Annotated in this window: 17 protein-coding genes, 1 pseudogene and 1 riboswitch; of the genes and pseudogenes, 5 read left to right on the forward strand and 13 right to left on the reverse strand. The window is 29.1% G+C overall.

Annotated features, from left to right (window positions below; all coding sequences use genetic code 11):
- Nucleotides 1-6: 6 nt before the first annotated feature.
- From prdD to ACTG44_RS18120, 9 genes and pseudogenes are all read right to left on the reverse strand, one after another.
- Nucleotides 7-765: a proline reductase cluster protein PrdD gene (gene prdD / locus ACTG44_RS18080; protein ID WP_479917601.1), complete on the reverse strand. Its 759-nt coding sequence runs from the start codon at nucleotides 763-765 to the stop codon at nucleotides 7-9.
- Nucleotides 766-844: 79 nt separating this feature from the next.
- The gene (prdB, locus tag ACTG44_RS18085) at nucleotides 845-1570 is read right to left on the reverse strand and encodes a D-proline reductase (dithiol) protein PrdB (protein ID WP_079739805.1); all 726 of its coding nucleotides are present in this window, start codon (nucleotides 1568-1570) and stop codon (nucleotides 845-847) included.
- A 37-nt stretch (nucleotides 1571-1607) separates the two neighbouring features.
- A complete protein-coding gene (locus ACTG44_RS18090) occupies nucleotides 1608-1892 on the reverse strand; it encodes a CBO2463/CBO2479 domain-containing protein (RefSeq protein ID WP_003422102.1) in 285 nt (94 codons plus the stop codon).
- A 62-nt stretch (nucleotides 1893-1954) separates the two neighbouring features.
- Nucleotides 1955-3829 (reverse strand): D-proline reductase (dithiol) proprotein PrdA, encoded by a 1875-nt coding sequence (gene prdA / locus ACTG44_RS18095; RefSeq protein WP_479917602.1) that lies wholly within the window; start codon nucleotides 3827-3829, stop codon nucleotides 1955-1957.
- Nucleotides 3830-3969: 140 nt separating this feature from the next.
- Nucleotides 3970-4392 (reverse strand): annotated as a pseudogene (locus ACTG44_RS18100) (D-proline reductase (dithiol) proprotein PrdA); the annotation flags it as partial.
- Between the two features lie 438 nt (nucleotides 4393-4830).
- Nucleotides 4831-6591 (reverse strand): sigma-54 dependent transcriptional regulator PrdR, encoded by a 1761-nt coding sequence (gene prdR / locus ACTG44_RS18105; protein ID WP_021386203.1) that lies wholly within the window; start codon nucleotides 6589-6591, stop codon nucleotides 4831-4833.
- A 371-nt stretch (nucleotides 6592-6962) separates the two neighbouring features.
- Nucleotides 6963-9092: a Cys-Gln thioester bond-forming surface protein gene (locus ACTG44_RS18110; RefSeq protein WP_479920990.1), complete on the reverse strand. Its 2130-nt coding sequence runs from the start codon at nucleotides 9090-9092 to the stop codon at nucleotides 6963-6965.
- Nucleotides 9093-9107: 15 nt separating this feature from the next.
- A riboswitch (cyclic di-GMP riboswitch) is annotated at nucleotides 9108-9193 on the reverse strand.
- Nucleotides 9194-9629: 436 nt separating this feature from the next.
- A complete protein-coding gene (gene prdC / locus ACTG44_RS18115) occupies nucleotides 9630-10943 on the reverse strand; it encodes a proline reductase-associated electron transfer protein PrdC (RefSeq protein WP_021386223.1) in 1314 nt (437 codons plus the stop codon).
- Between the two features lie 388 nt (nucleotides 10944-11331).
- Nucleotides 11332-12096: a polysaccharide deacetylase family protein gene (locus ACTG44_RS18120; protein WP_021386279.1), complete on the reverse strand. Its 765-nt coding sequence runs from the start codon at nucleotides 12094-12096 to the stop codon at nucleotides 11332-11334.
- Nucleotides 12097-12386: 290 nt separating this feature from the next.
- Here ACTG44_RS18120 and ACTG44_RS18125 point away from each other — a divergent pair, with 290 nt between their 5' ends.
- Together ACTG44_RS18125 and ACTG44_RS18130 are read left to right on the forward strand one after the other, a co-directional pair.
- Nucleotides 12387-12590: an alpha/beta-type small acid-soluble spore protein gene (locus ACTG44_RS18125; RefSeq protein WP_003422115.1), complete on the forward strand. Its 204-nt coding sequence runs from the start codon at nucleotides 12387-12389 to the stop codon at nucleotides 12588-12590.
- A gap of 190 nt (nucleotides 12591-12780) precedes the next feature.
- Nucleotides 12781-13317: a DUF4364 family protein gene (locus tag ACTG44_RS18130; protein WP_009891708.1), complete on the forward strand. Its 537-nt coding sequence runs from the start codon at nucleotides 12781-12783 to the stop codon at nucleotides 13315-13317.
- 3 nt (nucleotides 13318-13320) lie between these two features.
- Here the strand turns inward: ACTG44_RS18130 and ACTG44_RS18135 are convergent, their stop codons facing one another.
- Nucleotides 13321-14187 (reverse strand): YncE family protein, encoded by an 867-nt coding sequence (locus tag ACTG44_RS18135; RefSeq protein WP_021386168.1) that lies wholly within the window; start codon nucleotides 14185-14187, stop codon nucleotides 13321-13323.
- A 148-nt stretch (nucleotides 14188-14335) separates the two neighbouring features.
- Between ACTG44_RS18135 and ACTG44_RS18140 the strand changes: the two genes are divergently transcribed.
- Nucleotides 14336-14581 (forward strand): TIGR03905 family TSCPD domain-containing protein, encoded by a 246-nt coding sequence (locus ACTG44_RS18140; RefSeq protein ID WP_021386182.1) that lies wholly within the window; start codon nucleotides 14336-14338, stop codon nucleotides 14579-14581.
- A gap of 121 nt (nucleotides 14582-14702) precedes the next feature.
- Here ACTG44_RS18140 and ACTG44_RS18145 read toward each other — a convergent pair whose 3' ends face one another.
- Both ACTG44_RS18145 and ACTG44_RS18150 read right to left on the reverse strand, forming a co-directional pair.
- Nucleotides 14703-16001, reverse strand: coding sequence for a bifunctional folylpolyglutamate synthase/dihydrofolate synthase (locus ACTG44_RS18145; protein WP_479917604.1), 1299 nt, complete (start codon nucleotides 15999-16001; stop codon nucleotides 14703-14705).
- A gap of 142 nt (nucleotides 16002-16143) precedes the next feature.
- On the reverse strand, nucleotides 16144-17163 hold the full coding sequence (locus tag ACTG44_RS18150; protein WP_021386222.1) for a S8 family peptidase: 1020 nt from the start codon (nucleotides 17161-17163) through the stop codon (nucleotides 16144-16146).
- A gap of 813 nt (nucleotides 17164-17976) precedes the next feature.
- On the opposite strand from ACTG44_RS18150, the gene ACTG44_RS18155 reads away from it, so the two are divergent.
- Both ACTG44_RS18155 and ACTG44_RS18160 read left to right on the forward strand, forming a co-directional pair.
- A complete protein-coding gene (locus ACTG44_RS18155) occupies nucleotides 17977-18693 on the forward strand; it encodes an AzlC family ABC transporter permease (protein ID WP_479917606.1) in 717 nt (238 codons plus the stop codon).
- The gene (locus ACTG44_RS18160) at nucleotides 18683-19006 is read left to right on the forward strand and encodes an AzlD domain-containing protein (RefSeq protein WP_021386202.1); all 324 of its coding nucleotides are present in this window, start codon (nucleotides 18683-18685) and stop codon (nucleotides 19004-19006) included. Before ACTG44_RS18155 ends, ACTG44_RS18160 begins: the two co-directional genes overlap by 11 nt.
- A 265-nt stretch (nucleotides 19007-19271) precedes the next feature.
- Here the strand turns inward: ACTG44_RS18160 and rgaR are convergent, their stop codons facing one another.
- Nucleotides 19272-19982 (reverse strand): two-component system response regulator RgaR, encoded by a 711-nt coding sequence (gene rgaR / locus ACTG44_RS18165; protein ID WP_021386188.1) that lies wholly within the window; start codon nucleotides 19980-19982, stop codon nucleotides 19272-19274.
- Nucleotides 19983-20370: the final 388 nt, after the last annotated feature.

A 20370-nucleotide genomic window follows, 5' to 3' on the forward strand; every position in this document is an offset into this window, starting at 1 on the left:
CCTCTCTTAAGTCATAGCTCTAAGGGCACCATCTCTGTATTCATTAGGAGATATAATCATAGGTACATTTCCCATATCTATAATTGATGTTCCTCCTTCAAAACCACTAGGTTCCTTTGAGAATAACTGATTGTCATACATAGCACCTTGACCTGCTATTTGCTTTACTATGACAACCTTTTTTGCATTTGGTCGAATTTTGTCAAAATATTCACGAACTTGAGTAGCATTTCTTCCGTCTTCCATTTTCAAAGACGTTCTTATTTCTTGTATAAAATCATCACACGCTCTAAATGCTGCAAGTGGAAGTGTTCTTTCGAAAGGTAAACCTCCCTTTAGAGTTACATCCACATGAATTATATAATCTTCAACTGATGGAGTTCCATATCTACCAAACACCATTTGTTCTTTCAGAATACCTTCTGAAGAACCAAATTCATGCATTTGATTTCCATCTTCATCTGCACCAGTTAACATTACGTATACACCAGTTAAAGTATGTGTAATTCCCTCTCCCAATCTGCCTAAAACTTTGGTTGATATTGGTATAATGTCCATAATAGTGTTAATTTCTCTGTCATAATCTCCAGGCTTTATTATATCCACTTTTATGTCTGTTATTAAATCTTCTCTTTTTTTTATTTCATCTATACTTGATAAGTTGATTGTAAGTACATCTTTCTTTATAGAAGTTTTTGAACCGAAATTAACTTCATTCATATGAAACGGTTTTATAACAAGTCTTCTCATTATTTTTTCTTCCATAATATCCACCTTTGTTCTTAAAACCCCTCTCCCAACTGTATGGGAGAAGGGTTTTATATTTTCAAATATAAATTACATTTTAAACGTGAGCTTTATATTCGTATGGTAATGGAACTATCTTACCAGCAGATGGTATTGCTACTAATTGCTCTAATGTATCTCTTAGTATATGTGTTTGCATTTCTATGTTATGTGGTTCACCAGCATTAGCACCCATTGGAACTAATGGAGCAACTGCTCTAGGAGTTCCGTTTTGTCTAACTACTGGAGGAAGAGCTGCAATTATTATTGTAGGTATTCCAGCTTCCTCTATTGCTCTCTGCACGATCACGGCAGTTCTATGGCAAGTACCTCAGCCAGCTGTCATGACTACACCGTCTACTCCTTCTTCCTTAAGTTTAGCAGCGATAGCAGGACCAGTTTCTTCAGTGAAGACATGTTGGTTTCCTCCACCACCCATGAATGCATAGTGCATAGGAGCTACTGCTTTTATAAATCCTTCTGCAGCTAATTCATGTAATCTATCTATAGGAAACATACAGTTTATATCTTTGTTTACATCTCCATTGTCATATCCACCATGTGATACCATCATTTCATCAACTGTAGCTGTATTAGGTACTGCTCTAAATGTAGTATCTCCTGCTAGATTAAATCTCTTGTCAGATTTTAAGTGAACACCAGCTGCTGTAGCTAAAGCTATAGTCATATCTTTTAATTCTTTAGTTACAGGAGTCCAAACTGGAGGAGGTGTTATTGGAACGAATATTTCAGATTGAAGTCCTTGTACTGTTGTAAGGCTCATATATTTCCTCTCCCTTCTATTTTCAAACGATTATTTATTATTTTTCTTCTTGCTTTGATTGCATTTCTGCTTGTTTTTCTTTTTCTCTCCTAATATTTTCTACATACTCTTGATTAGGCTCTGGACTTAATACCTCAGGATAGCTTAGCATGAATCCAACTTCTTGACCTATCTTAAGTTCGTAGTCAGTTATAAGCATTCTATTAGGTATTTTAAATTGTCCAAGTCTACCTTTCAGGTCTATAGTCACTCCACCACCTTTGATGTCAACTATAATACCCTCATAAAAAGTCTCTGATGAGATATATTTTAATCTATCCATTATAATTCTACCTCTCTACACTGTTTTAAACTTGGATCTAAATTTATACTATTATCTAAATCTTAGTTTTCGTCTTTTTCGTATATTTCTCTTCTTTTCTTACTCATTGGTAAAGATTGCTCATTATCTTCTAATGCTATTTTTTCTCCTGTAACTTTTTCTATAGCCTCTATGTTATTTAATTTAACATTTGGATTCCATTTTCTTTCAGGAGCTTTAACTTCTACACCAGCTATAGCATTTTTAAGCATAGCCATTATTCTAACAGCATCTTCTGGAGCTAATGTATTGTTAGATAATATTTCATTCTCTATACCTTGTTTAGACTTGTTATTGTCTACCATGTGAGTCATGTACTTATTACCAACAACTAGAGCACCTTGAACAGCTGAGAAACTTACACCAACTACTGGTATACCTCTCATACCTATTTGCTCTATGTGAGATGCGAAGTCTATATGGTTATTTCCGAAACCTTCAGTAGTTACTACAGCTCCATCAACTTCCATAGCTTCAACTAACATACCTAATCTCTTAGATACATAGAATTTCTCAGCATTTACTTGTGGAGAACCAACAAATACAACACCTACTAAATCTATTTCTTCATCTTCCATAGCTCTTATTACTAATGGCTCTCTCCAGTAATGTCTTGACATTTCTTTTGATGCAGGTCCTATACAAGTTAATGCATGGATACCACCATCTAATACTTCAAGTGGAGATAATACAACTGGCATGTTTCCTAAGTCAACGTTTGGTTGAGCTCCTAATGTACCAACTGGCTCAACTGGTAATATTAGGTTATCATGCATTGCACCTTGTCCCATTATTTCTTTTATAACAACAACTTTCTTTTTACCTTCTCTTCTGTATTGCTCTATTACTTCTTCGTCAACTACTAAAGAGTTGTCAACTGTTTTTAATGCTTCTCTTATTTCTTGAGTTACATAGTCAAATGCACGGTGAGCAGCTAGAGGTCCTGGTCTTTCCATGTTAGTTCCTGCTTTTATTGTTACTTGACCTTTGATGAATATTTCACCTTTGTCAGCAGCACCTGGTCTACCCCACATCATAGTAGTATTTAACTCACCTTCTGAAGAACCGAATTCACCTATTTGAACTCCATTTTCATCTGTACCAGTTAATACCATTACAGCTCCATCTATAACTCTAGTTATACCTGAACCTAATTCGCCTTCTTCTTTAGTAGCGATTGGTTGTATATCTAATACAGCTTCACTGTAAGTTTCATATTTATCAGGAGTTATTATTTCTAACTTCATATCTACAACTAACTCTTGAGTATCATTAGCTTCTTTACATATTTCTTCAGCATTTCTGATGTATAAAGTAGTTCCTTCTATTTTAGTTTCATCAGCAAATTCAACTTTGTCTATTTTAAAGTGTTTTTTAGTTAAGCTTCTTAAAAGTTTCTTTTCTGCAACTTTTGGAGCTACTTCTACTGCACCTGCTACTGGAGCAGCAACGTTTGCTACTGGAGCAGCAACTCCTGCTTGACCAGCTACTGATAAAGGTATTTCTAAACTTATATTTTTACCTTCACCTATGTGTATTTTAACTGTTTCACCTAAAACTCCTGTGCTTACTGGCACTACTGCTTCTAAAGCTGCTGGAGCTTCTTCTACTACTGCTTCTTCTACTACTTCTTTAGCCTCTCCTGCTTTGTATCCTTCTACGTTTTCTGTAGTCATTGGAGATAACGCATCTAAAGTTTCTTTTAACTTAGCTCCTAGTACTTGACCTATAGTTAATCCATTTTCTGGTATTGTTAATAATCCAGAATCCTCTAAGTCTGCAAATATTGCTGGATCTTCTAAGTTTTCTGGTGCTATTATTGTTCCCGCTTCAAATCTACAACAACATACTGCTGGGTCATTTGCATGGGCTTGAGCTGTTTCTAAAGTTATTGACATAGTATAAAATACCTCCTTACATTATTTTCTTATTTATTATTTTAAATCTCGATTCCTCAACAGGTAACCCCTTAACTGAGGAATCAAGTAAATTAAAACCTACTTAAATAGTTGTATTTTAACTATTATTTTTGTGGTACTACTCCCATTTGAGTAGCAATTGCTAAAGGTATCTCTAAGTTTATATCTTTACCTTCTTGTATGTGTATTTTTATTACTTGACCTGTTGTAGCCTGTGTCAAAGTAGATACAGGTGCTACTGGAGCTTCTACTACTTCTTCAGTAGATTCCTCAACATCCGTTTCTGCTGTTTTATACCCTTCTACATTATCTGTAGTCATTGGAGATAAAGCATCTAAAGTTTTTGTTAATTTAGCTCCTAATACTTGACCTACTGTTAAATGATTTTCTGGTATAACTAGCAATCCTGAATCTTCTAAATCTCCAAATATTGCTGGATCTTCTAAATTTTCTGGTGCTATTATTGTTCCTTCTTCAAATCTACAGCAGCATACTGCTGGGTCATTTGCATGAGCTTGAGCTGTTTCTAAAGTTATTGACATATAAAAATGCCTCCTTCTTTTGATTTTTAATTTATATTGATACCTTAACACTTTTAATAATAAACATTTTTACTGTTCCCTACTAACAGCTCCAAGTGTTAAGATTTTTAAACTACATAAGTCATCAAAATTATTGTTTTTTTCTCATTTGAAGTCACCTTATATATAAGCAATTCCTATGCCAACTTATTAACAAAAAGATTTTTTCTATAATAGATTCTTCTCTTATCGCTATTTTTAGCCAAATATCATATAAATATTTATTTAAAGCAGTTTATTTTTTATGCTTGTAAACATTTTCTCAAACAAAAAAAAGTGTCAATTTATCAACACTTTTTCATTTTTTTTAACATACCCACATACATAGCATTGTTATAGCCATTGATTTTGCTACATTTCAAACTCGCACTTATTATTTTGTCAAAATTTAGTCATGTGTCATATTTTAGACACATCTATTTTATACTGGTCTATCTTATAATACAATGTAGTTCTTGGTATATTTAATATCTTAGCTGCTTTAGCTTTGTTTCCATTAGACATTTTTAAAGCCTTTGTTATATTTTTTACTTCAATCTTTTGAGTAGCTTTCGTCAAATCCAAAGGATATTCCTCTTCTTCAATACTCTTATTAGTAGAATCCATCATATAACTTGGTACATCTTCCACCTCTATCCTAGAGTTTTGAGATAAAACAACCATATTTTCAATTGTATTTTTCAATTCTCTAATATTGCCTTTCCATCTGTAACTTTGAAATATGTCTATTACATCTTTACTAATTGTAAGAACAGGTTTATTATTTTGTTTACATATTTCTTCTAAAAAACTATGCACTAACAATCCTATATCTTCTTTTCTCTCTCTAAGTGGTGGTATTTTTATTTCCACAACATTTAATCTATAATATAAATCTTCTCTAAACTTTTCTGCTTTTACCATTTTCTCTAAATCTTTATTAGTAGCTGATATTATTCTGGGATTTATTTTTATTGTGGTATCTCCACCAACTCTTCTTATTTCTTTTTCTTGCAACACTCTAAGCAACTTAGCCTGCATACTAAGAGGTAAATCAGCAATTTCATCTAAAAATACAGTTCCATCTTTTGCAAGTTCGAATATACCTATTCTACCTTTTTTACTTGCTCCAGTAAATGCACCTGATTCATACCCAAAAAATTCGCTTTCAAATAACTCATTTGGTATAGCACTACAGTTAACAGGTATAAACTGACCTTTCCTCTCACTATAATCATGAATAGCTCTTGCAAATACTTCTTTACCTGTACCACTTTCACCCCAGATAAATATACTACTATTAGTTCTAGCTACTTGTTTTGCAATCGCTTTCGATTTTTCTAATTTATAGCTTTTACCTAAAATTTTGTCAAAGCTACCTTTAGATAAGTTTTTAACTTCATTCTTTAAATATTTCAAAGTATCATTTACTTTTTCAAGCTCAAGAGCAAGTATCTTGGCTTCTGTAACATCAACCTCTGTACATACAACACCAATAAATTCTTCCTTATAAAATATAGGATTTGCATGAACTAACGCATACATATTTTCTTTTTTATCCGTAAAATATAAGTCACTCATACCGATTTTACTATTCAATACTTTCTCTGAGATAGTATTCTCCAAAAATTCGTTCATCGGTCGACCGACTATGTCTTCAGATTTTATATCATACCTTTCCTCCATAAACTTATTCCATAATATAACTACACCTTCGTTATTTATAGCACAAATTCCTTCTTTAATTTGTCCTATAATATATTTTAAAGTCAAACCATAGTCTTCTAAGTGCATATATAGATAATCTCTAATATGTTCTTGTTTTAATACACCAATAATTTTATTATCTCTAAGAACAGGAAGAATTCCTATATTTTTCAATATCATTATATCTCTACACTCATCTAAGGTTAAACCTTCGCTGACATATATTACATCCTTTTTCATTATAAGTTTTACTGTCTGGCCTTCATATTTCTTATGCATGTCATAAAGATTATGTATATCTGTCATAGATATAATACCTTTTAATTCACCAGATGAATCTATTACCATTAGAGTTTTTGTATTGCTTTTTATCATTTCTTTTATTGCATCTTCAATTCTTGTGTCTTCGTCTATAGTTGTAAATTTTGTATCCATTACCTCTTCTACTTTTTTTACTTCTGGTATCGAAAACATAAAGTCCCCCCTTTATAGTAGTACATAATCAAAACTTATTTATACATATTTATTCTAGCATATCATAATAACAATTTATTCAATAATTAATATTAAAATTTCTTAAGTGATTATTATACAGATTTCTAATACAAATTCATGTAAGTACTAAAATGAATACTTAAATCTATACAAATAAAATCAAATGAATTATACCTTTAGTATGTTATTTTTTCAATACTATTTTCACCTTCAAATTATTTTTCTATTCATAAAACAGTTAACATCTATTTTTAAAAAGATTATAGTTACATAAAAAAATGCCTCAAAATGATTTTTAAATCAATTTGAGACAATATATTTTAAAACTTAATAACAAGCAGTATTCTGTATTAGTTTTTTACTCTTTTAGTTTGATACACCAATCCACAAATTGCTATAATACCAATAAGTATATATGGCATTATTTGCGTTTCATCACCTGTTTTTGGTGATTTTACCACTATATCATGTGCTGGTGGCACTGGTGGGTTTATTATTGTATCATTTTTTGATGGTACTGATGTATTTTCTACTATATCACTTGATGGTGGTACTGGTGGATTTATCACTGTATCACCTGATGGTGGTATTGGTGGATTTATCACTGTATCATCTGATGGTGGTATTGGTGGATTTATCACTGTATCATCTGATGGTGGTACTGGTGGATTTATCACTGTGTCATCTGATGGTGGTGATGGCTTAGGTTTATGCCCGTTTGAGTCATTATTATCATTATTTGGTGGTATTGGTGGATTTACATCTGGGTCTCCATCCGTTGGTACACCTATATTGAAATCAACTACTTCACCACTTTTTTGTTCTATTGTATAGCTCAATAAATTTTGCTTACTAGCTGGTAATACAGATGAGTGGTCTTTTTCTCCAAAATCAAAAACTGTCTTAAAATATTGAATGGCTTTTGGGAAAATATAATCATAAGATAATGCAGATACCTTATCTTTTACATTTGGCTTATCTATGCTCTTAAGTTTAAACTTTTGTTGTGTTGAAATCTCTACTTCACCTGTACCTATTACATTTCCGTTTTCATCATAAGCAGTTACTCCATCTGGTAATTTCAACTTAACCACACCACTATAACCTACTAGGGCTATAGATTCTGTTTCATAAGTTCCATCTTGAATTTTATCAAATTTAATATCAGTTAAACCACTACTTAAACTAGGTTTTCCTGTATCATTTGGCTTTAACTCATTACGACCAGCTTCTAATAATGCTTCTAAATAAGCTTTTCTATTTATTTGAGCTTCCTTGTCTTTCAGATATTTAGCTTTTTCTTCTTCAGTATTTGCATTCTCTATCAATCTATCATAAGAATCTATAAGAGTTTGATAAAGCTTAAGTCTCTCTTGTTCATTCATTTGCCCAAGCATAATCCAAATTGCATCTTGAGTTGCAAAATGAATCATACCTTCATATTCTTTTCCACCTAAATTAAATTGTTGCTTATATCCAAATCCATCAAACTCAGAACCTGCATATAGTATAGATTTAATTGCATCTTCATTTTTATTTTCTTGACCATTAAAATCTTCTGCTGGTAAGTATGGACTCTTATTTTTATTACTTGGAGATTTTAAATGATTATTGTAACAAAATGCAGTTTGTTCTCCATCTTCACCTTCTATTACATATTTACCATCCTTATGGCTTGCACCTATAAGACCCTCTATTACATAATCGAAAGTTAAAGTTTTTGTAATATCATCAAATCTTAAATCAAAATAAGGTCTATTTGAACCATCTGTTTCTTTTAATAAACAACTATTCTTTACTTTTGAATTTTTATTATTAGACCAAAAGCTAGTATTTCCATCTCGTGAAGTAAGTACCTCATAAATTTCTGACTGTTCATCTGTTTTTACATCATTTTCGTCTTCCCAGAAATTATATACAATCTTATTTATTTGAGATACAGTAAGATTAAGAATATCTTCAATGTTCTTCTTCAAACTCATTTCTTCCACTTCTAATTTTTCTTCTTCTGATGGTATCATTTCATTTGGTACTTCTTCTAATGATGGTTTATCCCCATCTGGTGTCTCTCCTACTGTTGGTTTTTCTCCATCTGGTGTCTCTCCTACTGTTGGCTTCTCTCCATCTGGTGTTTCTCCTACTGTTGGTTTATCCCCATCTGGTGTCTCTCCTACTGTTGGTTTTTCTCCATCTGGCGTCTCTTCTACTGTTGGTTTCTCTCCATCTGGCGTCTCTCCTACTGTTGGTTTATCCCCATCTGGTGTCTCTTCTACTGTTGGTTTGTCTCCATCTGGCGTCTCTCCTACTGTTGGCTTCTCTCCATCTGGTGTTTCTCCTACTGTTGGTTTCTCTCCATCGAGTATTATATCTTTTCCATCTACTTCGTCAGCATAAGATATTATTGGTGCAAATGCAGTAAATGCTATACTAAAAGCAATTACTAAACTAATTATACTTGATTTTTTAATTTTTATTTTCAAGATTTTCCTCCTATTTATATTTATAGCAGGTTGCACTACTAACTCCATATATCTTTTAAGTGCCCAGGTTTAAGATATACTTCACAGTTTCTATAAATAGGTTTTTAGTAATTTTTAATTCTTATTTTTAAGTATTTTAAGTGCACTTTTTATGAATATCCTAAAATATAATCTTATTATTTAAGATATTCTTGATTAATAAAAGACAAAAATATATTTTCACACTAAAAAAGATACCATAGAGTATCTTGATATAACACAAAAACTTTACCCTGTTGGATGATTGACTTCATTAAATTTTTACTTGTCAATATGGCCACATATTTGAGTCTTTATTTTTGTCTAATATAATTTTAATAGCTATTTCCATCATTATACATTATGCATTACCTTTTGTCTATTTCTTCCATATTATTTATATTATTCCATAATCTTATCGTCATATTGCAACAAAAAACATCCTTAAAGTAATTTTTCAAACTTTTCTAAGGATGTTTTTTTCATATATTTTTATATTATATTATTATTTATATTATATTATTTTATTTTTAATCTTACGTCACCTTTTATTCTTCTTATTAATGGGTGATTAACTGTTCTCATTACATGGTCAGTAATATGATATACACCTAATTTTAATTTTGGTGCAGAACCCATTACTGTGTTACTACAGTCAGTACAGTTTCCTATTAATATAACTTCTGCTCCAGCTTTCTTAAATTCTATACATTTTTGAGCTTGTCCTGGACAGTGTCCTGGATTTTCACATTTTAATGCACCTTTAATTTCTTGAGCTTGTTTACATTTTTGAACTGATACTATATCAGTAACTCCCATTTTAGCTGCTATGTCTCTCATTCTTTCTTCATTAGGTCCACATGCACAGACTAAAAGACCCATTTTTCTCTTTTCATTAACAAATGGCATAGTAACTATTATACCACCACTAGTTTTAGTTATTGGAGTATCTAAAGTAGTAGCTTTACCAGTGAAAGGTCCTCCTAAGATTATCTCTCCGTATTCACCTTTTATTCCACCAGCTCTTTCAATTAATTCTCCAACAGTAGTTCCGATAGGTACATCTTCAAATACTATAGATTCTTTTCCACTGTTTAATTGTCCAACTACAGTTACATTTTTAGATATAACTGGTCTTTTTTGCTCAACAGCTTCTACTATTCTAGTTAATGTCTCTACATTTATTACTACTGCATTAGCTTCTGAAGGTAATTGAGTTGGCTCAAGTAATTTACCTAGAACATCTCTTACTATCGCTCTCTCTTCTCCCATTGGGTACATGTCAACTAGTTCTGCAACTTCTATGTTATCTCCTGGCTTTATTACTTTTTTGAATGCTGCTATTGCTTCTGGATGCTTGCTTTTTATTGCTAGCATACCTTTTCCAGCATTAGTAACTTCCATAGCGTATTTTATACCTTGATAAACTATTTCTGGTCTTTCTTCTATTTCTTTTATGTTGTGAGCTAATAAAGGTTCACATTCAGCTGCATTTGCTAATATTGTTCCACCTTTTAAATCTATGTTTAATTTTATATGAGTAGGGAATCCTGCTCCACCCATTCCTACAACTCCAGCTTCTTTAATTAAGTCAAGTATACTTTCTCCTTTTAATGGTTCAAAAGTATCATCTTGTACTTCATCAGCTTCGATTACTATAGCTTGGTCATTTATTTCACTTATTTTTCCACTAACACTGGCATAAATATTTGCCCCTAATCCAGCTGGTTCTGCGATTAGAGTTCCTTTTTTTACTACATCTCCAACACTTACTACTGGTTTATCTGGACCACCAACGTGTTGTTTTAATAAAATAGAATATAGTTTGTTCAACTAGTACGCCCCCTTAAGTATATTAATTTTTTTATAAGCTGTTCAAATAATGTTAATGTTGTTTTTCTATTACAATGTCTTAACATATTGTTTATTTCTATAGAACATATCGCTTATTAACAAAGCAATTTCTATGCCAACTTTTAAACAAACTTATATCCTTTGAAAATACTGTCTTACAGCATTCATAACTTATTTAAAATATTTAAACTTATTTTAAATAAGTCAATTATTAGACACTTTTTTAATTAATTTAATCTATAATTATTGATATCGCATACATGCATAAAAAGTGTCAAAAAATAGACACCGTCTTTTTATCGACACTTTTCTAACATATATTATATAATTTACCACAACTTTACTTAAAATATACATTTATTACTTATTAATTCCTAGGTTTTTGCACTCCATTAGAGTCAACTATGTAATTATCTTTATATAGTAAGTCTGATACCTTTACTAAATTGTATCCATCTTTTTTAAGTTTACTTATTATAGTGTCCAAGTAGTTATCTACATCATTTATATTAGCATGAAATAAAACTATTGAACCAGGTTGAGATTCTTTTATTACTTTTTCAATTACGTGGTTTGGTCCAAGCTCTTTCCAGTCTATAGAATCCACATCCCACTTAATTACTTTATAACCTAAATCACTACAAATGTCCATAGCTTTGTTGTTTACATCTCCAAAAGGTGGTCTAAACAGATTGGTCTTTTTCCCTGTTATATTAAATATCTTTCCCGATGTCGTTTCTATTTCTTTTGTTATATCTTCTTTTGATATTTCTTTCAAATTAGCATGGGTATTTGAATGGTTTCCAATTTCATGACCTCTTTCATCTATAGCCTTTACAATATCTTCATTATCATCAACCCAACTACCAACTAGAAAAAAAGTAGCTTTTATATTATGTTTATCTAAAGTATTTAGAATTTCATCCATATTATTAGTTCCCCATGCCACGTCAAAACTTAAAGCTATTTTTTTCTCATTTGTATCAACTTTATATATAGGCATTTTTGAGTTGTCAGATTTAGAACATATGTACTTTATTCCACAAACAAAAGCAAATATTAATACTAATAATAATGAAAAAAATAAAACACTATATATCAAAGCTTTAGTTCTTTTAACTTCTCTTTTCATACTATTCCCCCTTTTAGATAATTTCTTCTATATTTAAAATTTATTTTTTTTTAGCTCAAAAAAGTACTGTAATATTTAATTTATAGGACAATAAAGAAAAAAACAAAGTCTATCTTGACCCAGTTAAATGCTCTAAAATACTCATTTATTTAATTTTTTTATATTTTTTACATTTTTACCTTTATTTTTCTGTATATATTGTTTTTATTTTGGAGAAATTAGTATTAACATCACATAAATAAAAGTGTTGTTAGACATCATAAACTAATTATTTGAGGAGGAAATTTACTATGTCAAATTCAAACAGAACAGTAGTGCCAGAAGCAAAAGCTGCTTTAAACCAAATGAAATTAGAAATAGCTAACGAAATAGGTTTATCTAACTATGAGAACATAGACAAAGGTAACTTAACAGCTAGAGAAAATGGATATGTTGGTGGATACATGACTAAGAAATTAGTTGAAATGGCTGAAAGACAAATGGCTGGAAAATAGATAGTAAATTTTGACACCTGGGTATCAACAGGGCTGCTAATTAGCAGCCCTATTTCTCTGTATTTATTTATAAAATTAATTTTATATGATTTGTTAAAGATTAATAATACTATACAAATTGTTCTTTTAATTTTGTATAAATTAGTTTAATATATTATATATAGAAATAGTTTGACGGAGGATGATATTTATGTTTGAAAACTCGTCTGAAGAATTAGCGTATCATAAACTTTTAATTTTATATATCTTAGAAAAAATTAAAATGGATTTAACTAATTCTCAAATAACTCAAGTAGTATTAGAGACTGAAATGATGAATTACTTCTCATTACAACAGCTTTTATCTCAGCTTATGGAATCTAAGTTTTTGACTACATATAAAGACTCTGACAGAGAATATTATGCTCTTACTCAAAGAGGCGTAGAAAGTCTAGAATACTTCTTTAATCGAATACCTACTAGTGTTACAGAAAAAATAGACAAGTATATAGATTCTAATAAAGAAAATTTACTAGCAGATACTCAAGTAAAGTCTAGTTTCGTAAAGCAAAGTGATAATGAATTTATTGTAAACCTTAGAGTCATAGAAAATCAGTCTAACTTAATAGATTTAAATCTAAATGTTTCATCAGAGAAACAAGCAAAACTTATTTGCAACAACTGGAAAAATAATGCATCTTATATGTATGCCGAAGTTATCGACTTACTTATAAGAGACATACATTAAAGCCTACAAACAAATTATAGTTGTAGGCTCTTTTCCTACCTTGATTTCTTTTATTAATTTATTATTTGCGGTTTCGTAAACTTTCACTGAGTTTTCTTGTGTGTCTGATACAAATAATAACTTTTCATCTTTAGATACTTCTAATCCCTGAGGAATTCCATTTATCTCAATATTTCCAATATATCTACTTGTTGTATAATCTAAAATTCTCACATTATTATAACCCAAGTCAGCAACATAAACTTTTTTGCCACTATAATTAAATCTTATTTCCACTGGTAATAAGAATTCATATAATACCTTTTTTATATCCATGCTTACTTCATCAACTATTATGAGCTTTCCATCAAGTGTTGATATATACATTTCTTTCTTTTGCTTATCAAGTTCTATATGCCATGCTCTAAAGTCCATATTAATTTTCTTTTGTATATTTTTATTTATTGTATCTATACATACTATTGAATTTATACACGGTACATATAATTTTTTACTTTCTCTGTCAAAGTCAAATCCATGTGGCATATTATCAACACCAATAATTCCTATTGGATTTAATGTGTCTTTATCCAATACATATATACTATTAGAATCTTCATTTGCTACAAATAATTCATTATCACTAAGTACAACTTGACTAAGACTTCCTCCTATGGAAACAGTATCAATTATTTTATCATTACTTAAATCTAAGACATAGAGTATACCATTACTTGAGCTAGGTATGTATATTAAATTTTTTTCTTTTTCTATGCAAAAATGATGTGGATATATATTATCTTCTAATACTATTTCCTTTTCTAGCTCAAGTGTAGAATAATCAACTATGCTAATGCTCTTTGATAGATAGTTAGAAATATAGATTTTCACATAACCCCTCCTCTCCACAATACATATACTACAATAATATATTATTTCATTAGCTTGTATTATGCTTTATAGTTGCATTATTACGCATATATTTGGTATTATTATTAATGTTAAAAAAATGAAATAATATTTAATGGAGGTCTTTTTAATGAAAGTAACATTTAACCCAAGTGGTGTCTGTTGTAGAGAAATGATTTTTGAAGTTGATGAAAATAATATGATTGTTGATGCTGAGTTCGTAGGAGGATGTAATGGTAATTTATCAGGACTTAGAAGCTTAATAATTGGTCAAAATGCTCTTGAAGTAGCTGATAAATTAAATGGTATTGATTGCGGTGGAAAAGGTACTTCTTGCCCAGACCAGTTATCTAAGGCTATCCGTCAATCTATATAATTACTACTATATAACATCAATAAAATTTATTAAAAACTTACTTTACATAAAAAGAGCTGTCTACCATCTTAGACAACTCTTTTTTATATTTTTATTTATATTCCTGTATTTATTTATAAAATTATAATTTCTTTACTAAAGTTCTCACTGTGCCAATCATGTATAAAGAACCTGCACTTATTATCACATCATCCTTATTTGCTGTTTCTAGTGTGTAATTTACTGCATCTTCTATCTCGTGTTTTGATGTTACATCATCCACATATTTTAATACTTTCTCTTTTAGTATATCTGAATTTATGGCCCTTGGATTGTTAGGTGTTGTTGTTATTACCTTATTAAAACGTGGCAATAATATATTTAAAACACTATCAATATCTTTATCTTCTAGCATACCTATCAATAGAGTTAAACTTCTCTCTTTAAAATTTTTATCAAGTGCTTTTGCCAAAGATTTTGCTCCATCTTCATTATGTGCACCATCTATTATAAAAATTGGATTTTCTTTTATTTTTTCTATTCTTCCTGGCCACTGAGTAGTTATAAGTCCTTTTCTTATAGATTTTTCACTTATATTTTCTAGTTTATTTATATCTTTTAGATATTTTATTACACTCATCGCCAATATAGAATTATTTATTTGATGTTCACCTATCAACTTTATTTCAAGGTCTTTGTGAATTTCTTTCATTACAGTACAGTCATATATTTGAGAGTCTATATCTGATTTTTTTATATTTACATCATCAAAATTAACTTCTATATATTGTGCTTTTTTCTCCTTACAAACTGACTTTATAACATTTTTGGCTTCATCAGTTTGGTCATATACTAGTACTACTCCACGTTCCTTTATTATACCAGCCTTTTCATATGCTATTTTTTCTATTGTATCTCCAAGTATACCTGTATGGTCTAAACTTATAGATGCTATTACACTTACAAGTGATTTTGTTATTATATTGGTAGCATCATATCTTCCACCTAAACCAACTTCTAAAGCTACAAAATCCACCTTTTGTTCTGAATAGTAATAAAATGCCATTGCAGTAACTACTTCGAATTCTGTTGGATACTCATAGCCTTGTCCTACCATAATATCTATTTTTTCTTTTATTAATTCAATTATCCTAGCAACATCATCTTGTGGTATATTTTCTCCATTTACTCTTATACGTTCAGTAAAGGTTTCTAAATACGGAGATGTATATAAACCGACTTTATATCCACACTCTCTTAGTATATTAGAAACAAAAGAACACACTGAGCCTTTTCCATTAGTTCCAGCTACATGTATTATATTTAAAGTTTCTTGTGGATTCCCCAATAATTCTAATAATTTTCCAATATTCTCTAGACCTAATCTTATACCAAATTTATTGGTTTGTGATATATACTCCAATGCTTCTTCATATTTCATTATCTAATTCCCCCTGTATCGGCATTTTCTTTTATGTTATCTAATTATAGTATATTTTCTACTTTTAATCTACTGACAAAGAATACATATAATCTAATACCTTCTACATTAAATCTAGTTACTACTTCTTTATTTTCTTTATTTATAAATTTTTATTTTTATACATTTCTACTAACTCAGTTAATGTATATATCGAAACTAAATCATACTTTGAGATATCCATATAATTAAATTTTATGTTAAATACCTGCTCTAATTTTTGAAGTAAATTAAAACAATTATCATAAACTAATCCTATCTCCTTATTAAAAAGACTACATTGAAATAATTTTTCATTATCAGCTTTAATGTTTAAACAATCTCTAACAACATCAGCAACTTTCATAAGAAGAGTATTTTCTTTGTCATACAAATCCAATTTAAAGTTTGGAATTCTACTATACTCATCAAACTCAAAACTATCCCAATGGTTTTTAGTTGCTAATAGTTCAAGTTTATCATTTAAATCAGATATCTCTATATCTGGATTTTCCGACAATATCTTAGCTATTTTTCCAGTAAACTTCGCTGCTACATAGCTATTACATTTTGGTGGTAACCTGTAGGAGTTGTTTATGTCACAACTTATATATGAATTACTATCCATTACACATTGAACATCATATTTTTTATTGTACCAAAAAGAATCTTCTACATCTAAAGTAAATCCTCTCACGCCTATAACATTATTAAACATTGCTGGATAACTTAAGTCAAAATTATTAGACAATGAACATACTATTATTTTTCCTTTTCTAAACAATTCATAACATACTTCAAATAATCCCTTGACACTTTCTACTCCTATGACTGATAAACTTAAGTTAATCAATCTTATGTTAGTATCTAGAAGATATTTTAATGCTTCTTCAAGAACTTTTATATTTGCAATGCTATCTTTTCCTAAAACTTTTATGACAAATAGCTCTACATCTTCATATTCCTTCTTTATTATTGATGCACAAGCAGTTCCATGACCATCTTCATCATCAAATTTATCTGATATAAAAATATAATCATGTATACATTCAAAAGCAATTCCTCCAACTAAGTTATCCTTTAAGTAATCATGTTCTTTATCTATTCCTGTATCTAATACTGCAACCTTAACTTTATTATTCATATCACATATATTCTCCATTACTAAAAGTTTTTAATATATCTATGCTAATAGTTCATCTTAAACTTTAATTTAAGTTGCACAATTTATCTTTTAAATGCTATATTTATTTCTAAAAACACAAATTAAGTATACTATATATTCAATTTATATTCATTATATCAATTATTATCATTAAATAGTTAAAAATTAAGATAAAATTTTTAGATTTATATCACAATTTAGAATTTTTTGTAAAAAGGAGATTATCCTTCTTATTAGACAATCCCCTTGTATACTTTATTAATACTTATTCATAATTAACTATCAATTGTATATTATACTTTTCAATCTAGATTACATAAATCTCATTTTTATTTAGGGGAATAATTATTTATATACTATAAGAAAATTAATTTAAATATAATCGTCTTGTAATCTATCTTACAAAACATACTATTCATTCTACAAAGTATGAATCAAAGTGTAAAAAAACACCAAGAACTGCGAATAAATATAAATTTAAATTACTATGTAAAAATTTGTACCAAGTACACTCTAAAAATTTATATAGGTATTATCCTAAGAAGCAATACCTACACCCTTATACATTATATCATATTTCAATAAATAAATCGCATAAAAGGAAGTCTTTTAATAGAATTAAACTATCTATTAATTTATTACTATAAGTTCTACAAATTATAAATAATTATTTTAATGTATATACTGTATTGCCTCAAACATTGATATAACCAATCAAAATAGATATAATAAAATGAAACAAATATTTATAGAATTTTATAAATATTCATTATTTTAAAGGGGTGATTGTATTTGAAACAAGAAACATCAAAAAAAGAAATCTTAAAAGAAAGTTTTCTGGCATCAATCCCAATATTTCTAGGATATATTCCATTAGGACTTATTTGTGGTATTATGCTTCAAAAAGCAGGTTTATCTGCCTTTTACATATTAATGATGTCACTTATGGTATTTGCGGGTAGTTCACAATTTGTAGCAGCTTCAATGCTAGCTTCAAATGGAAGTATAACTTCAATAGTATTAACTACATTTATATTGAATCTTCGTAACTTTTTAATGAGTTCCAACCTACATATGCATATAAAAAATAAAAATATGAGATTTTTAATGTATTTTTGCCATGGTGTTACAGATGAAACATTCGCTATAAACTTAGAAAAATATACTTATGGTACTTGGACAGATAGACACGCATTATACCTAAACAATCTTTGTATAATAGTATGGGCTGGTAGTTGTTTCTTAGGAGCATTTCTTGGAAAAATTGTTACTATCAGTGATTCTGTTGCAGGCTTCCTACTTACAGCAATGTTCATCACATTAGTAGTTAATCAAATTAAAAGTAAAGTATATATACTCGTTTCAATGCTTTCTATCCTATTATCAATAGTTTTATATACTTTCTTTAAAAGCAGTTTAGTTATCATAATAGCCTCTGTTTTATCTGCTTTATTTGGCTTTTATATACAAAAATTAACTCATAAAAAGGAGGAAGTCTATGAATACTAATTACATACTTATAGTTATTTTAGGTATGGCAATTGTTACTTATATTCCAAGGATTTTACCTATGATAATACTTTCAAAAAATGATATGCCTGATTCTATTAAAGACATTATGAAATTTATACCTATCGCTATACTTAGTTCACTAATAGCAAAGGATATTTTTTTTAATGGAGATAGTATATATTTGTCATTCACCAATCCCAAAATTATATCAGGTATCATAGTACTATTAGTAGCTTATAAATTTAAATCTATTGCTATCTCAATAGCTGTAGGTGCAATATCTATATGCTTTTTTGGAGTCATCTTTTAAAATTTTATGTCACTATACAGTAAAAAACTGAAATACTGTACAATACTGCATATAAAAATCAGTCATAATATACTAATAATTAATCTATTATAATTGTGTACTCTACATCTAAAACAATATCAATAATCTATAAGCTACTATTTTACATCATAATAAGGGCTGTCTTAATACAGAGAATTTTTTCTATATTAAGACAGTTTTAAATTAATAGCTCTGTGATGACTTTAAATATTTTTCAAAATATTTTACTTTACCTTTTTCAAAATTAATACATTATATCACATAACAAGCTTGTTAATGCTACTTTTAAATCTTTGAGCCTGTACTTACTAATAGGTATAAATTTATCATTAATAGTAATCATATTATCCCCAAGATCTTCTATTCTTCTCAAATTGACAATAAAACTTGTGTGACATCTGAAAAATCCATTTTCACATAATAATTTTTCTGCTTGTTTCATGCTCATATTAGCTTTATAATCTCTCCCTAATGTATGTACAACTAAATCTCTCTTTACAGTTTCAACATATAAAATAGAATCTATCAGTATTCTATTAAATCCTTTTTTACTATTTAAAACTATATAACGCTCCTTCTTTCTTTGAAGGTTATCAATACAAAGATTTACACCCATTGCAAAGTTACTATACTCTATAGGTTTTACTAAATATCTATAAGCACGTACTTCATAACCCTGGGGAGCATACTCTGAAAAAGCTGTTGTAAATATAATTTCTACTTTTTCATCAAACTTTCTTATTTTTTTAGCCACCTCAATTCCATTGATATCTTTCATTTGGATGTCTAAAAATATAATGTCAATTTTTTCTGGGTATTTGGATATTAAATCTTCTCCACAGGAGAATTCCAGTATTTGATAATTTAGACACCTTTCAGACAAAAGTTTTTCTGCAAATTCCTTCAGTATGCTTCTTTGTATTTTTTCGTCATCACATATAACTACCCTGAACATAATATCACCTCCAAATCTAAAATATCATTTAGTTTACTTTATTTCAATTTCCAAACTGTACTCATTGACTTTTCTATTCAAATTTTTTTACAAGTTTAAATTGTCGATTAAACTACTTCTAGTAATTATCTTTGATACATAAACTTAAATTATGATAAATTCATCTATTTTTCTAGTTATATTGTGTAAAAAATATATGAAAACAAATGTAATATGTATTTTATTATGCTATGTTAAATATCATAATACAGCAAATTTTTATTACTCATAAATTTTTTAAATGTAAGATTAATATAATCATAAAATAAGATAAAAATATAACACATCTGTAATGAATTATAACATCATATTTGTATATATAGAAAGAAAAACATACAAAAAGTACAAA

Source organism: Clostridioides sp. LIBA-2809, from assembly GCF_056688965.1.